This is a genomic window from Nonomuraea sp. NPDC050227, assembly GCF_044459705.1.
In the GTDB taxonomy this organism is placed as follows: domain Bacteria; phylum Actinomycetota; class Actinomycetes; order Streptosporangiales; family Streptosporangiaceae; genus Nonomuraea.
In genome coordinates, this window is record NZ_JBITJF010000005.1 from 582,111 (window position 1) to 595,943 (window position 13,833).

Annotated in this window: 17 protein-coding genes; 9 read left to right on the forward strand and 8 right to left on the reverse strand. The window is 73.2% G+C overall.

The window, feature by feature from the left end:
• Positions 1-4 precede the first annotated feature (4 nt).
• Together ACIBK9_RS22975 and ACIBK9_RS22980 are read right to left on the reverse strand one after the other, a co-directional pair.
• Positions 5-262 (reverse strand): hypothetical protein, encoded by a 258-nt coding sequence (locus ACIBK9_RS22975; protein ID WP_397160918.1) that lies wholly within the window; start codon positions 260-262, stop codon positions 5-7.
• A 32-nt stretch (positions 263-294) separates the two neighbouring features.
• Positions 295-552 carry a hypothetical protein gene (locus tag ACIBK9_RS22980; protein WP_397160920.1) on the reverse strand — a complete coding sequence of 86 codons (258 nt, stop codon included), beginning with the start codon at positions 550-552 and terminating at the stop codon, positions 295-297.
• A gap of 215 nt (positions 553-767) precedes the next feature.
• On the opposite strand from ACIBK9_RS22980, the gene ACIBK9_RS22985 reads away from it, so the two are divergent.
• Genes ACIBK9_RS22985 through ACIBK9_RS22995 form a run of 3 tightly spaced genes read left to right on the forward strand, consistent with a single transcriptional unit; the run spans position 768 to position 3,022 of the window.
• Positions 768-1,421 carry an NIPSNAP family protein gene (locus tag ACIBK9_RS22985; RefSeq protein WP_397160922.1) on the forward strand — a complete coding sequence of 218 codons (654 nt, stop codon included), beginning with the start codon at positions 768-770 and terminating at the stop codon, positions 1,419-1,421.
• A gap of 45 nt (positions 1,422-1,466) precedes the next feature.
• Positions 1,467-1,955 carry a SigE family RNA polymerase sigma factor gene (locus tag ACIBK9_RS22990; protein ID WP_397160924.1) on the forward strand — a complete coding sequence of 163 codons (489 nt, stop codon included), beginning with the start codon at positions 1,467-1,469 and terminating at the stop codon, positions 1,953-1,955.
• Entirely contained in the window at positions 1,952-3,022 is a 1,071-nt protein-coding gene (locus tag ACIBK9_RS22995; RefSeq protein WP_397160926.1) for a hypothetical protein, read from the forward strand. Before ACIBK9_RS22990 ends, ACIBK9_RS22995 begins: the two co-directional genes overlap by 4 nt.
• Positions 3,023-3,032: 10 nt before the next feature.
• Here the strand turns inward: ACIBK9_RS22995 and ACIBK9_RS23000 are convergent, their stop codons facing one another.
• Together ACIBK9_RS23000 and ACIBK9_RS23005 are read right to left on the reverse strand one after the other, a co-directional pair.
• A complete protein-coding gene (locus ACIBK9_RS23000) occupies positions 3,033-3,962 on the reverse strand; it encodes an SDR family oxidoreductase (RefSeq protein WP_397160928.1) in 930 nt (309 codons plus the stop codon).
• A gap of 9 nt (positions 3,963-3,971) precedes the next feature.
• Positions 3,972-4,700, reverse strand: coding sequence for an SDR family oxidoreductase (locus ACIBK9_RS23005; RefSeq protein WP_397160930.1), 729 nt, complete (start codon positions 4,698-4,700; stop codon positions 3,972-3,974).
• Positions 4,701-4,746: 46 nt separating this feature from the next.
• Between ACIBK9_RS23005 and ACIBK9_RS23010 the strand changes: the two genes are divergently transcribed.
• Genes ACIBK9_RS23010 through ACIBK9_RS23025 form a run of 4 tightly spaced genes read left to right on the forward strand, consistent with a single transcriptional unit; the run spans position 4,747 to position 7,988 of the window.
• Positions 4,747-5,475 (forward strand): enoyl-CoA hydratase family protein, encoded by a 729-nt coding sequence (locus ACIBK9_RS23010; protein ID WP_397160932.1) that lies wholly within the window; start codon positions 4,747-4,749, stop codon positions 5,473-5,475.
• Positions 5,472-6,248 (forward strand): CoA transferase subunit A, encoded by a 777-nt coding sequence (locus ACIBK9_RS23015; RefSeq protein WP_397160934.1) that lies wholly within the window; start codon positions 5,472-5,474, stop codon positions 6,246-6,248. Before ACIBK9_RS23010 ends, ACIBK9_RS23015 begins: the two co-directional genes overlap by 4 nt.
• On the forward strand, positions 6,235-6,969 hold the full coding sequence (locus ACIBK9_RS23020; RefSeq protein WP_397160936.1) for a CoA-transferase subunit beta: 735 nt from the start codon (positions 6,235-6,237) through the stop codon (positions 6,967-6,969). Before ACIBK9_RS23015 ends, ACIBK9_RS23020 begins: the two co-directional genes overlap by 14 nt.
• Complete coding sequence (locus tag ACIBK9_RS23025; protein WP_358298495.1) at positions 6,966-7,988, forward strand: nitronate monooxygenase; 1,023 nt, start codon at positions 6,966-6,968, stop codon at positions 7,986-7,988. The genes ACIBK9_RS23020 and ACIBK9_RS23025 overlap by 4 nt, the downstream gene beginning before the upstream one ends.
• Positions 7,989-8,097: 109 nt before the next feature.
• On the opposite strand, the gene ACIBK9_RS23030 is transcribed toward ACIBK9_RS23025, so the two are convergent.
• From ACIBK9_RS23030 to ACIBK9_RS23040, 3 genes are all read right to left on the reverse strand, one after another.
• Positions 8,098-8,763, reverse strand: a complete 666-nt coding sequence (locus tag ACIBK9_RS23030) for a pentapeptide repeat-containing protein (protein WP_364340348.1) — start codon at positions 8,761-8,763, stop codon at positions 8,098-8,100.
• Positions 8,764-8,767: 4 nt separating this feature from the next.
• The gene (locus ACIBK9_RS23035; RefSeq protein WP_397160939.1) at positions 8,768-10,246 is read right to left on the reverse strand and encodes a glycoside hydrolase family 3 protein; all 1,479 of its coding nucleotides are present in this window, start codon (positions 10,244-10,246) and stop codon (positions 8,768-8,770) included.
• A 124-nt stretch (positions 10,247-10,370) separates the two neighbouring features.
• Positions 10,371-11,525 carry an acetyl-CoA C-acetyltransferase gene (locus ACIBK9_RS23040; RefSeq protein WP_397160941.1) on the reverse strand — a complete coding sequence of 385 codons (1,155 nt, stop codon included), beginning with the start codon at positions 11,523-11,525 and terminating at the stop codon, positions 10,371-10,373.
• A gap of 98 nt (positions 11,526-11,623) precedes the next feature.
• On the opposite strand from ACIBK9_RS23040, the gene ACIBK9_RS23045 reads away from it, so the two are divergent.
• Together ACIBK9_RS23045 and ACIBK9_RS23050 are read left to right on the forward strand one after the other, a co-directional pair.
• Positions 11,624-12,295 (forward strand): TetR family transcriptional regulator, encoded by a 672-nt coding sequence (locus tag ACIBK9_RS23045; RefSeq protein ID WP_352363105.1) that lies wholly within the window; start codon positions 11,624-11,626, stop codon positions 12,293-12,295.
• Positions 12,292-12,972 (forward strand): DNA alkylation repair protein, encoded by a 681-nt coding sequence (locus ACIBK9_RS23050; protein WP_352363103.1) that lies wholly within the window; start codon positions 12,292-12,294, stop codon positions 12,970-12,972. Before ACIBK9_RS23045 ends, ACIBK9_RS23050 begins: the two co-directional genes overlap by 4 nt.
• Before the next feature lie 6 nt (positions 12,973-12,978).
• Here the strand turns inward: ACIBK9_RS23050 and ACIBK9_RS23055 are convergent, their stop codons facing one another.
• A complete protein-coding gene (locus ACIBK9_RS23055) occupies positions 12,979-13,818 on the reverse strand; it encodes a LysR family transcriptional regulator (protein WP_397161082.1) in 840 nt (279 codons plus the stop codon).
• Positions 13,819-13,833: the final 15 nt, after the last annotated feature.

Consider the following 13,833-nt stretch of genomic DNA (forward strand, 5'->3'; position numbering starts at 1 on the left):
CTGGCTAGGAGTCGACGCTGGTGCCGGCGTGGCTGGCGTCGGTGGCGGTCGTGGCGTTGCCGTTGACGTTGTTGACGCTGGTGGCGTCGGTGCCGCTCACGTTGACGTTCACGACGTTGCCGAAGTTGTTGCCCGACTGGGAGGTGTCGTGGTTGGAGCTGGAGTTGCCCGCGGTGACGTCGGCGTGGGCCGGGGCGGACAGGAGCGTCAGGGCGGCGGCCGCGGCGACGGCGCCGGTGGTCACGCAGAGCTTCTTCATCATGTCGATGTCCCTTCCTCGGAGCTGTACGGAGGTCAGTAGAAGATGTAGGTCACCGCGATGCCGCCGTCGGTGGCGGTGGTCGCGACGCCGTTGATGTTGTTGACGTTGGTCGAGTCCCAGCCACCACGGTTGGCCGCGGAGACGTCGCCGAAGTTGTTGCCCGACTGCGACGAGTCGCTGTTGCTGCTCCAGTTGTCGGACCAGGTGTCAGCGTGGGCGGGAACGGCCGCCAGGGCGACGCCGGCGGCCGCGGCCAGCACGGCACCTGCGGCGCACAGCCTTTTGATCACTTCTGCTCCTTCACCGGTGTGGACCCCTGCGAGGCGGCGGACGCCAGGGCCCTGGGCAGCCGCCGCCCCCTTTTTGACCTTCTGTGACCCATTGGGATCAAGGTCAATGCGACTATATAACTCTGCGTTGCCATTCGGTAGCACAGAGTTATCAGAACATTGTTCGCCGCCGACGCTGACATGAGGTGGCAGTGATCCAGCCCTAACGTCCGGCCATGATCTACGAGCTACGGCGGTACACCCTTCACCCCGGACGGCGCGACACCCTGATCACGCTGTTCGAGCGCGAGTTCGTCGAGCCGCAGGAGGCGCTCGGCATGCGCGTCGCGGGCACCTTCCGCGATCCCGACGCGCCCGACACCTTCACCTGGCTGCGCGCCTTCCCCGACATGGAGGCGCGCCGGGCGGCGCTGGAGGGCTTCTACGACGGCCCCGTCTGGCGGGCGCACCGCGACGCCGCCAACGCCACGATGATCGACTCCGACGACGTGCTGCTGCTCCGCCCGTCCGGTCCGGAGCTGCCCTCCTGGGAACGGCCGCCCGCGGGCGCCGCCGAGCCGCCCGCCGCCCTGTACGTCGCGACGATCTGCCACGTCGGGGAGGGCTTCGCCGAGTTCTTCGCAGGTCAGGTCGCGCCCGCGCTGGCCGAGGCCGGGACGCCGCCGGTCGGCTGCCTGGACAGCGAGCACGCCGAGAACACCTTCCCCCGCCTGCCGGTCCGGACCGGGGAGAACGTGTTCGTGTGGTTCACCCGGTTCGCCCGGCCCGAGGACGAGCGCCCGGCGGACCTCTCCATGCTGGACCCCCTCCTGACCGCGCCGCCGGTGCGGCTGCGCCTGCGTCCCACCGCCCGGTCGTCGATGCGCTGACGACCATTTCCAACTTTCGGGCCCGCGGCGGAGTTGATGTCCTACATGGACCGCTACGAGGGGTTCCACGAGTTCGTACGCGCCCGTCAGCAGTCGCTGATGCGGACCGCGTACCTGCTCACCGGAGACCCCCATCTCGCCGAGGACCTGTTGCAGACGGTCCTCACCCGTGTCGCCTCGCATTGGGGCAAGCTCGCCGGGGACGGCAACCCCGAGGCGTACGCGCGCCGGGCCCTGGTGAACCAGACCATCTCCTGGCGCCGGCGCAGGCGGCCCGAGGTGCCCGCCGCCGAGCTGCCGGAGACCGGCGGGCACGCGCACGACGAGGCGACCGTGCGCCGCCTGACCCTGCTCAAGGCGCTGGCCCGGCTCACCCCGAAACAGCGCGCGGTGATCGTGCTGCGCTTCTACGAGGACCGCACCGAGCACGAGACCGCCCGGCTCATGGGCGTCTCGCTCGGCACGGTCAAGAGCCAGACGCACTACGCGCTGTCCAAGCTGCGCGCCCTCACCCCCGCGGAGGTGTACCGATGAAGACGCTGCGCGAGGACCTGCACGCGCTGGCCGAGCAGGCGCCGGTCGTCGACCTGGGGGCGCGGGCCGTCCTGCGCGCCCGGCGCAGGCGCGCGACCCGCCTGGCCGTGGGCGTCGCGGCGGCGGTCTGCGTGATCGGGGGCGGCGGCGCCGTGCTCCTGCAGCAGGCGCGTCCGGCGCCGCCGATCGTGCTCACCCCGCCGGCGGCCACCGCCCTTCCGCTGCCCGCCAAGGGGGTCGCGCCGGTCGAGCAGTTCTACCGGCCGATGTGCCGCACCGACGGCCCGGCGTGCCCGTGGCGGCTGGTGACCCGGGACGGCGCCACGTACGAGCTGACCGACGGGCCGCGGAACGGGCCGGTCGAGGCGACGGCCGACGGGCGCCGGATCGCCTACTACAGCCCCGGCAGGCGCGCGATCGTCGTCCGGGACCTGGCCGGCGGCCAGCTGTGGACGTCGCCGCTGCGGCAGGACGACCTGGACTTCGCCGCCGAGTACGCGCTGCGGCTCTCCCCCGGCGGCCTGCGGTTCGTGGTGTCGGCGACGGGCGCGCCCCGGCTCGTGGACGTGCTGGGCGGCACGTCGGCCTCCCTGCCGAAGGGCTCGTGGCCGGTGAGCGTGGCCGACGGGACGGGCCCGGTCGTGCTGGCCAGGGCCAAGGGGGACACCACGGCGTTGTGGGTGCTCGGCCGCGACCCGGTGACGGTCCCGGAGCACACCTACGACTTCAGCGCCCTGGCCCCGGACGGGCGCACGATCGCCCGCGTCGGCACGACCCTCGACCGGAACCGCGAGCCCATGGTGCAGCGTGACGGCACGATCGTCGTCTTCGACGTCAAGGGAGGCGCGGAGCGCCGGGTCAGGCCGTCCGGGCTCGCCGAGGGGCTGCGGCCGGCCAAGCTGGGCGGCTGGACGTCCCCCCGCGAGGTGACGTTGCTGGCCTATCCGGACGACGACCCCCGCGCCGTCGCCGTGGTCTATGCGGTGGACGTGACCTCGGGGCGCGCCACCGAGCTGTTCGCGCTGCGGGGGGACGGCCAGACGTCCGTGCCCGGGCTGGTCCGCTAGTGGGCGGGGGTCAGGGGGCCGCGCCGTAGACGGGCTCGGGGGCGGGCGCGGCCTCCAGGAGCGTGGCGACGGCCTCGCCCACCTCCTCCGGCGACCAGCGGCCGCCCCGGTCCGCGGCGGGGCCGTGCCGCCAGCCGGTGGCCAGCGCGATCGTGCCGCCCTCGACCTCGAAGACCCGGCCCGTCACGTGCGCGGAGGCCGCCGAGCCGAGCCAGACCACGAGCGGGGCGACGTTCGCCGGGTCCATGGGGTCGAACCCGGCCTGCGGCCTGGCCATGGTCGCCGCGAACACCTCCTCGGTCATCCGGGTGCGGGCGGCCGGCGCGATGGCGTTGACGGTGACGCCGTAGCGGGCCAGCTCGGCGGCGGCGACCTGGGTGAGCGCGGCGATCCCGGCCTTGGCCGCCGAATAGCCGGCCTGGCCGACGCTGCCCAGCAGGCCCGCGCCCGAGGAGGTGTTGACCACCCTGCCGGACACCTCCTCGCCCGCCTTCGACCGCTCCCGCCAGTACGCGGCCGCGTGCCGCAGCGGCAGGAAGTGGCCTTTGAGGTGCACGCGGACGACGTCGTCCCAGTCCTGCTCGGTCATCGAGACCAGCATGCGGTCGCGCAGGAAGCCGGCGTTGTTGACCAGGACATCCAGCCGGCCGTACGCGCTGACGGCGGTCTTCACCAGGCGGGCGGCGCCGGCCCAGTCGGACACGTCGTCGCAGTTGGCCACCGCCCGGCCGCCGAGGGCCTCGATCTCGGCGACGACCTCGTGGGCCGGGCCGGACGACGCGCCGCCGCCGTCGCGGGCGGTGCCGAGGTCGTTCACCACGACGCGGGCGCCCTGCCGGGCGAACTCCAGGGCGTGCTGCCTGCCGATGCCGCGTCCGGCGCCTGTCACGATCACCACGCGGCCAGCGCAAATGCCCACAAGACCTCCCAAGGGGATCATGCACAGATATCAAGAAATATCGCCAGAAGCTAGGTGTTGCCAGGCGGGGATCTCGCCGCCGCCGTCCACCCGCACCTCGGCGCCGGTCACGTAGCCGGGGGCGGCCAGCCACAGGCAGGCCGCGGCCACGTCGGCGGGCGTGGCCGGGCGGCCCGCGGGGATGGTGGCATCCGCCCGGCCCTGGCCGGTGTACCGCTCGGCCGCCGTGGTGTCGGCCAGGCCGACCACGACCGAGTTGACCCTGACCTCGGGGGCCCATTCGGCGGCCAGGCAGCGGGCCAGGTGGTGCAGGCCCGCCTTGGCGGCGCCGTACGCGGCGGTGCCGGGCGAGGGACGGGCGCCGCTGACGCTGCCGATCATCACGATCGCCCCGCGGACGGCGGCCAGCAGCGGGTGGGCCCGCTGGGAGACCAGCAAGGGGGCGGTCAGGTTGAGCTCGATGACGCGGGCGTGCAGGCGCGGCGAGGTGCCCGACACGGGGGCGGGCGGCGAGCCGCCGGCGTTGTTGACCAGCACGTCCAGCCGGTCGAACCCGGCGACCAGCCGTTCGACGTCCGCCGGGACGCGCACGTCGGCCTGGACGAAGCGCAGGCCGTCCAGGGGGCCGGGGTCCTTCCTGGCGCAGACCGTCACGTCGGCGCCGGCCGCGCGGAAGGCCCTGGCGATGCCCGCGCCGATGCCCTGGGTGCCGCCCGTCACCAGCACGGACCTGCCCGTGTAGTCGTAAGTGACCGTCACGGGTGCTACCGTACCAAGCAAGCGTTAGGTGCGACCAGGGAGCGCGATGGGGATCACACTGCGGGACGGGCCGGTCGCCGAGGTCGTGGTGGACGTGCCGCCGGTGAACGCGTTGACCGTCCAGGGCTGGGCCGACCTGGCGGCGGCGGTGCGCGCGGCCGGGCGTGACCCGGCGACCAGGGTGGTGGTGCTGCGGGCCGAGGGCCGCGGGTTCAACGCCGGCGTGGACATCAAGGAGATGCAGGCCGATCCCGGGCACACGGCGCTCGTCGGCGCGAACCGGCAGTGTTTCGAGGCGTTCGCGGCCGTCTACGAGTGCGAGGTGCCGGTGCTCGCCGCCGTGCACGGACACTGCCTGGGCGGCGGCGTCGGCCTGGCCGGCAACGCGGACGTGGTGGTGGCCAGCGAGGACGCCTACTTCGGGCTGCCCGAGGTGGACCGCGGCGCGCTCGGGGCGGCCACGCACCTGGCCCGGCTGGTGCCCCAGCACCTCATGCGGGCCATGGTCTACACGTGCCGGAACGTCACGGCGGCCGAGCTGCACGTGTTCGGGTCGGTGCTGGAGGTGGTGCCGCGCGACAAGCTGCGCGCGGCGGCGATGGAGGTGGCCGGGCAGATCGCGGCCAAGGACCCGTACGTCATCCGCCGCGCCAAGGAGTCGCTGAACGGCATCGACCCGGTGGACGTGCGGCGCAGCTACCGCTTCGAGCAGGGCTTCACCTTCGAGCTGAACCTCATGGGCATGGGCGACGAGCACAGGGAGCGGTTCCGATGAGCAAGGTGATGTCCGTCGAGGAGGTCGCGGCCTCGGTGGAGAGCGGGATGACGGTCGGGATCGGCGGCTGGGGCTCGCGGCGCAAGCCCATGGCCCTGGTGGGCGGCCTGTTGCGGACGTCCGTCCGGGATCTGACGGTCGTCTCCTACGGCGGCCCGGACGTCGGCATGTTGTGCGCGGCGGGCAAGGTGCGCCGGGTCGTGGCGCCGTTCGTCACGCTCGACTCCATCCCCCTCGAACCGCACTTCCGGGCGGCCAGGCAGGCCGGCACGGTCGAGTTCACCGAGTACGACGAGGGCATGTTCATGTTCGGGCTGCTGGCGGCGGCGCACCGGCTGCCGTTCCTGCCGACGCGGGCGGGGCTGGGGTCCGGCGTGCTGCGGGTGAACCCGGAGCTGCGGACCGTGCGCTCGCCGTACGGGGACGGGGAGGAACTGGTCGCGGTGCCCGCCCTGACCATGGACGTGGCGCTGGTGCACCTGAACCGGGCCGACGCCCGCGGGAACGCCCAGTATCTGGGCCCTGACCCGTACTTCGACGACCTGTACGCCAAGGCGGCCGGGCGCTGCTACGTGTCCTGCGAGCGGCTGGTGGACACCGCCGACCTGCTGAAGGAGGGGCCGGTGCAGTCGTTGCTGATCAGCCGGTCGATGGTGACCGGCGTGGTCGAGGCGCCCGGCGGGGCCGGGTTCACCTCGTGCGAGCCGGACTACGGGCGCGACGAGGAGCGGCAGCGGCGGTACGTGGAGGGCGGCGTCGATGAGTGGAAGTGAGACGAGCAGGGCTGACGTGTGCGTGCTGGCCTGCGCGGAGGCGTTCAGGGGCGACGGGGAGATCCTGGCGGCCGGGATCGGCGGGGCCATCACGGTGCTGGCCGCGCGGCTGGCCCGGCTGACGTTCGAGCCCGATCTGCTCACCTCCGACGGCGTCTGCCTGCTCACCGGCGACGTGCCCGCGCTGGGGGCGGCGCCCGGGGTGGTGGAGGGGTGGCTGCCGTTCCGGGAGCACCTGTGGCTGGTGCTGAACGGCCGCCGGCACGTGATGCTCGGCGCGAGCCAGATCGACCGGCACGGGAACAGCAACATCTCCTGCATCGGCGACTGGGCCCGTCCCAAGGCGCAGCTCCTCGGGGTGCGCGGGGCGCCGGGGAACACGCGGTGCGACCCGACGAGCTACTGGATCCCGCGGCACTCGCGGCGGGTGTTCGTGCCCGAGGTGGACATGGTGAGCGGGCTGGGCACCGACCGGGGGGCGTACGAGCTGCGGCGGGTGGTGACGGACCTGGCGGTGCTCGACTTCGGCACGCCCGACGGCTCGATGCGCCTGGTGTCCACGCATCCGGGGGTGAGCGTGGCCGACGTGCTGGCCGCCACCGGCTTCGACCTGGTCGTCCCGCCGGAGGTGCCCACGACGCGGGAGCCGGACGCCGGGGAGCTGGCCGTCCTGGACCGGCTGGACCCCGGCCGGGCGCGCGACCGCGAGGTGGCCCGGTGAGGACGGCGCTGACCGAGCTCACCGGCTGCCGCCATCCCGTCGTCCAGACCGGCATGGGGTACGTCGCGGGCGCCCGGCTGGCCGCGGCCGTCTCGGCGGCGGGCGGGCTGGGCGTGATCGGCGCCGCCACCATGTCGGTGCCCGAGATGACGGCGGCGGTCAGGCGGGTCAAGGAGCGGACCGACGCCCCCTTCGGGGTGAACATCCGCTCCGACGCCGACGACGCGGCCGAGCGGGTGGCGGTGATGATCAGGGAGGGCGTGCGGGTGGCGTCGTTCGCCCAGGCGCCCCGGCGCGAGCTGATCGCCCGGCTCAAGGACGCGGGGGTCGTCACCATCCCGTCGGTGGGGGCGCGCAGGCACGCCGAGAAGGTGGCCGCGTGGGGTGTGGACGCGGTGATCGTGCAGGGCGGCGAGGGCGGCGGGCACACCGGCCCGCTGGCCACCACGCTGCTGCTGCCGCAGGTCGTGGACGCGGTGGACATCCCGGTGATCGCGGCGGGCGGCTTCTTCGACGGCCGGGGCCTGGTCGCCGCGCTGGCCTACGGCGCGTGCGGGATCGCCATGGGCACCCGGTTCCTGCTGACCCGCGAGTCCCCGGTGCCCGGCGCGGTCAAGGACGTCTACCTGGCCGCCCGCGAGACCGTCGTGACGACCAGGGTGGACGGCGTGCCGCACCGCGTGCTCAGCACCCCGTTCGTGGCCTCGCTGGAACGGTCGCGGCTGCTGCGCGCGGTGCTGAACGGCGCCCGGTTCCGGCGGCTGTCCGGCCTGTCGTGGGGCGCGCTGGTCCGCGAGGGACGGCGGATGCGCCGCGGCCGGGAGCTGACCTGGGCGCAGGTGCTCCAGGCGGCCAACACGCCGGTGCTGCTGCGCGCGGCGATGGTGGACGGCCGGGCCGATCTCGGGGTGATGGCCTCGGGGCAGGTGGTGGGCGTGATCGAGGACCTGCCGTCGTGCGCCGAGCTGATCGGCCGGGTGATGGCCGAGGCCGAGGAGGCGCGCAAACGCCTGGCCTGACCCACGCGGCGCCCGACCCGTGACGCCTGACCCACTCGGAGCCCCACCCGCGACGCCTGACCCACGCGACGCGTGACCCGCACGACGCCTGGCTCGCGCGGAGCCTGGCTCACAGGACGGTGATGCCGCGGGCCAGCAGGATGGCGTTGGCCTGGGTCTGGTTGATGATCGCGCCGGCGAAGGCGCGCAGCTTGGCGTCGTCGGGCTGCCCGAGGTCGGCGCCGCGCAGGTCGGCCTTGGCGAACGTGGTGTTGAGCAGCCGCGTGCCGATGAGCCGGCAGTCGCTGAAGGTGGCCTCGGTGAAGTCGCAGCCCGACAGGTCGGCGTCGTCGAAGCGCACGCCCTCGATGAACTCGCCGCGCAGCGAGCAGCCGCCGAGGTTGGCCAGCGTCAGGTTGCACCGCGCGACCTTGAAGCCGGTGCCGCGCGAGGCCGTGAGCGCGGCGCCGATCATGCGGCAGCCCTGGAAGGAGGCGTCGGTGAGCAGGGCGCCGCCGAACTGGGCCGAGGACAGGTCGACGTCGGTGAACGTGGCGTCGATCAGGTCGGCGTCGTTGAACCTCGGGCGCATGCCTCCGCCGCCCGCGAAGACCGCGCCGTCGAGGTCGGCCTTGCGCAGGTCGGCGCCGTCGAGCACGCAGGACTCGAAGCGGGCGCCGGCCAGCGCGGCTCCGGACAGGTCGGCCTCGGTCAGGTCGCAGCCGCGGAAGACGTGCGGCCCGTCGTCGTGGAGGGCGGGGCGGCTGTGGGAGAGGTCTTCGCCGTCGAGGATCACGGTGTCACAGCGTACCGGTGAGCACCTCCGCCGCCGCCTGGCCGCAGACCCGCGCCGACCCGTACGTGGCGATGTGCACGGCGCCGAGGTCGGAGCGGGCGGGCAGGCCCATCTCCACGACGACGGCGTCCGGCCGGGCGCTGAGCAGGTGCCGCAGCGCCTCGCCCTGCCAGGCGTAGCGGTGGGCGTCGCGGACCACGATCACCAGCGGGCGCTGCGCCGCCTCGCCGATCAGCCGCTCCAGCCTGGCCCCGGTGGTGTCCCCGGCCGCCAGCCGGGTGACGGCGGTGCCGGGCAGCAGCCGTCCGAGCGGCTCGCCGACGCCCCACGGGGTGCCCTTGTCGATGGCCAGGTTCATCTCGGGCGTCAGCTCGACCACGTGCGCCGCCCCGGTGAGCGGCAGCACGGGGGCCGTGGACCTGCGGGTGACGCGGACGGCCCGGCGGGCGGCGGAGAGCCCTAGGTAGCCGTCCTCCGGTACGGGGCTGCCCGAGGAGGTGGTCCAGGCGGCCAGCTCGCGGACCCTGCGTGCGGCGTCGGCCAGTCGCTCCTCGGGCAGCAGTCCTTCGGTCACGGCGGCGGCGATGGCGTCGCGGACCTCGACGGCGGTGGCCTCGTCGGCCCGCTCGCCGCCCACGCAGATCGCGTCGGCCCCCGCGGCTATGGCGCGGGCGGAGGCGCCCCCGATCCCGTACGCCCCCGACACCGCGGCCATTTCTATGCCGTCCGTGATGATCATTCCCTGGAAGCCCAGCTCCTCGCGCAGCAGGCCCGTGAGGACCTTGGGGCTGAGCGTGGCGGGCAGCTCGGCGTCGTAGGAGGGCACCAGCAGGTGGCCGGTCATGATCGACCTGACCCCCTCCTTGATCGCCTCCCGGAACGGGAAGAGCGCCTCCTCGATGCCGGCGTCGGCCACCACGGGCACGCCGTGGTGGGAGTCGACGGTGGTGTCCCCGTGGCCGGGGAAGTGCTTGGCGCAGGCGGCCACCCCGGCCGACTGCATGCCGCGGACGAACGCCCTGGTGTGCCGGGCGACGAGCGCGGGGTCGGCTCCGAAGGAGCGCAGGCCGATGACCGGGTTGTCGGGGTTGGAGTTGACGTCGGCGGACGGGGCGAAGTCGATCGTGATGCCCGCGGCCGCCAGTTCGCCGCCCATGTCCCTGGCCAGCGCCTCGGTGAGGCCGACGTCGTCCACGACGCCGAGCGCGTACCCGCCGGGACGGCTGCTGCCGGTGCTCACCTCCAGCCGGGTGACCTCGCCGGACTCCTCGTCGGTGCCGACGAGCACCGCGGGGTTCTCCGCGCGCAGCGCGGCGGTGAGCCGGGCGACCTGCGCGGGGTCGGCGATGTTGCGGGAGAACAGCACCACGCCGGCCAGTCCCTCGCCGAGTCGGCGGCGGATCCAGTCCGGAGGCATCTGTCCCGCGAAACCAGGGAGGAGGACGGCGTCGGCGAGGCGAAGAAGGTCACCGCTGAGGGGCATGACCCGAAATCTAATAGGAAAGTTTCCTATTTGCTAGAGGCATTTTCTGATGTCAGCCCGGCTCCTTCCGTGTCTTATTCAACCATTGCTGCAAATGCTCACTTCAGTTGCGCGGCGCGGCCTTTCAGCCGAGGCGTTCGATGACGGTGACGTTCGCCTGTCCCCCGCCTTCGCACATCGTCTGCAGGCCGTACCGGCCGCCGGTGCGTTCGAGTTCGTGCAGCAGCTTCACGGTCAGGACCGCGCCGGTCGCGCCGAGCGGATGGCCGAGCGCGATGGCGCCGCCGTTGGGGTTCACCCGGGCCGGGTCGGCGCCGGTCTCCTTGGTCCAGGCCAGCACGACGGAGGCGAACGCCTCGTTGATCTCGATCGCGTCGAAGTCGTCGATGGCCAGACCGGTCCGGGACAGGGCGTGGGCCGTGGCGGGGATGGGCGCGGAGAGCATCATGATCGGGTCCGCGCCGCGCGCCGAGAGGTGGTGCACGCGGGCGCGCGGGGTCAGCCCGTGGTCGCGTACGGCCCGGGGCGAGGCGACCAGCAGCGCCGCCGCGCCGTCGGAGATCTGGGACGCCAGCGCCGCCGTGAGCCGCCCCCCTTCGGTCAGCGGCCGGAGCGCGGCCATCTTCTCCGGCGTGGTGTCCCGGCGGGGCGCCTCGTCGTCGGCGACGTCCTCATAGGGGACGATCTCGCGCCGGAAGCGCCCCTCGTCCACGGCCCGCAGCGCGCGGCGGTGGGACTCGTAGGCATAACGCTCCATGTCCTCGCGCGACAGGTCCCAGGCCACCGCCATCTGCTCGGCACCGGCGAACTGGGAGACCTCCGCCGTGCCGTAGCGGGCGGACCAGCCCTTGGACCCGGCGTACGGGGTCTCGTGCCCGAGCGGCCGGCCCGCCAGCATGGCCGAGGAGATCGGGATCATGCTCATGTTCTGCACGCCGCCCGCCACCACCAGGTCGCTGGTGCCCGACAGCACGGCCTGGGCGGCGAAGTGCAGTGCCTGCTGCGAGGAGCCGCACTGGCGGTCGACGGTGACGCCCGGCACCTCCTCGGGCAGCCCGGCGGCCAGCCAGCAGGTACGCGCGACGTCCCCGGCCTGCGGCCCGATCGTGTCCACGCAGCCGAAGATCACGTCCTCGACGGCGGCGGGATCGGCGTCCGCGCGGTCCATCAGCTCGCGGAGCACGTGCGCGCCGAGGTCGGCGGGGTGGGCCGCGGCCAGCCCGCCGTTCCTGCGCCCGACGGGGGTACGGACGGCGGCGACGATGTAAGCCTCGTTCATCCCCGCATCCTAACAAGCGCTTGGTAAGCAAGATAATGCCCCACGAGCTGGGCCTGACGTGTGAACAAGCGATTGTCTGAGGGCTCATAATGGGAAACGTGACCACGCGAAAGAACTCCGGCACCACCACGTCACCGGCGAAGCGCCAGCGCGCCTCCTCCACTGGGGCGGCCTCAGAGCGGCGCGACCACCTCGTCAAACTCGCCGCGGAGCTCTTCGCGCGCAAGGGCTTCCAGGCCACGACCGTACGCGAGATCGCCGACGAGGCGGGCATCCTGTCCGGCAGCCTCTACCACCACTTCGACTCCAAGGAGACGATCGTCGACGAGGTGCTGTCCACCTTCCTCGACGACCTCATCGCCCGCTACCGCGCCGCCGTCGACACCAGCTCCGACGCCCGCACGGTCCTGTCGGAGATGGTCCGCATCGGCTTCGGCACGCTGGAGCCCCACCGCGCCGCGATCACCGTCATGCAGAACGACTGGAACTACCTGCGCCAGTTCGAGCGCTTCAACTACCTGGTCAAGGCCGAGGACGAGGTCGAGCAGATCTGGGTGACCCAGATCAAGGCCGGTCAGGCGGCCGGGCTGTTCAGGGCCGACGTCGATCCCAAGCTGACCTACCGGATGATCCGCGACACCATCTGGGTGGCCGTGCGCTGGTTCCGTCCCGGCGGCAGGCTCAACACCACCGCGCTGGCCGAGCACTACATCACGGTGCTGTTCGACGGGCTCGCCACCGGCGAGCGCACGACCCAGCGTCAGGGATGAGCCTGGGCAAGGCGGTGCGGCTGGCCCTTGAGGAGGTCGCCGAGCCGGACAAGGCCGAGCCGATGCGCGCGTACATGAAGTCGGAGATGCCCTTCCTCGGCGTGCAGGCCACGCCGAGGCGGGCGGCGCTGCGGCGGGTGTTCGCCCGCCACCGCATCGACTCCGCGCCCGAGTGGCGGCGCGCGGTGCTCTCGCTGTGGCGGGAGGCCGAATACCGCGAGGAGCGTTACGCCGCCGTCGAGCTGACCGGCCACCACTACTACCGCGACTTCCAGACCCTCTACACCGTGCCGATGTACGAGGAGATGATCGTCACCGGCGCCTGGTGGGACCTGGTCGACGAGCTGGCCACCCACCGCGTCGGCGACCTGCTGGCGGCCTTCCCCGACACCATGCGCCCGCTCATGCTGGAGTGGGCGGCCGACGCCGACCTGTGGAAGCGCCGCACGGCGATCCTGTGCCAGAACCGCTTCAAGTCCCGTACCGACACGGCCCTGTTGTACGCCTGCATCGAGCCCAGCCTGTCCGACACCGACTTCTTCGCCCGCAAGGCCATCGGCTGGTCCTTACGCGAGTACGCCAAGACCAACCCCGACGAGGTCATCCGGTACGTCCGCGCCAAGGGCATCTCCGGCCTGAGCCGCCGCGAGGCCCTGAAGAACCTGCCTGTGAGTTAGCCGTCCTCATCTGGTCCAGAGCGCGTCCTGCACCGCCTGCACCAGCGCCATCAGCTCCGGCGTCACCCGCTCCCGCGCCCAGGCCAGCGCGTAGGTGATGCGCAGCTCCCCCGCCTCCAGCGGCACGAACCGCACGTCGTCCCGTCTGACGGACCTGACCAGGAGCTGCGGGATCGGCAGCACCCCCGCCCCGGCGGCCACGAGATCGAGCGCGGCGGCGAAGTCGTCGTCGGCCACCATCCGCGCACGCCCCGGCAGCCCCGCCCACGGCCGGTTCCCCGGCGTCAGCAGCACCTGGCCGCCCAGGTCGTCCGGCGTGACCCTGCCGTGCCCGGCCAGCCGGTGCCCGAGCGGGACGGCCAGATGGTCCACGGACACGTGGAAGCGGGCCGCCGTGACGAACTGCGCGGGCGCCGGCGTGGCCAGGATCGCGGCCGAGACCTCCCCGCTGCCCAGGGCCTGGGCCGCGACGCCCCGTCCGGCCACGACGAGTTCCACGCCGATCGCCGGGGCGCGCCCGGCCAGCCGTCTGGCGATGCGCGCGGCGAGCGCGCCCACCAGCGGTGGATAAGCCAGGTGAATGGTCGGCCGGGCCAGTCTGGCGGCTTCCGCGGTGAACGCCTGGGCCGATTCGAGCACCTGCCGGGCGTACGGCAGCAGCCCCTTCCCTTCGGCGGTCAACCGCACCTCGCGGGCGTTGCGCTCGAAGAGCCTGACCCCGGCGGCGCGTTCGAGCCGGGTGATGGCCTGGCTCACGGCGGGCTGCGACATGCCCAGGTCGGCGGCGGCGGCCGAGAAGCCGAGCCGCTCGGCGACCAGGAGGAAGCAGTGGATCTCCTTGAGCATAAGCAGCACTTATCG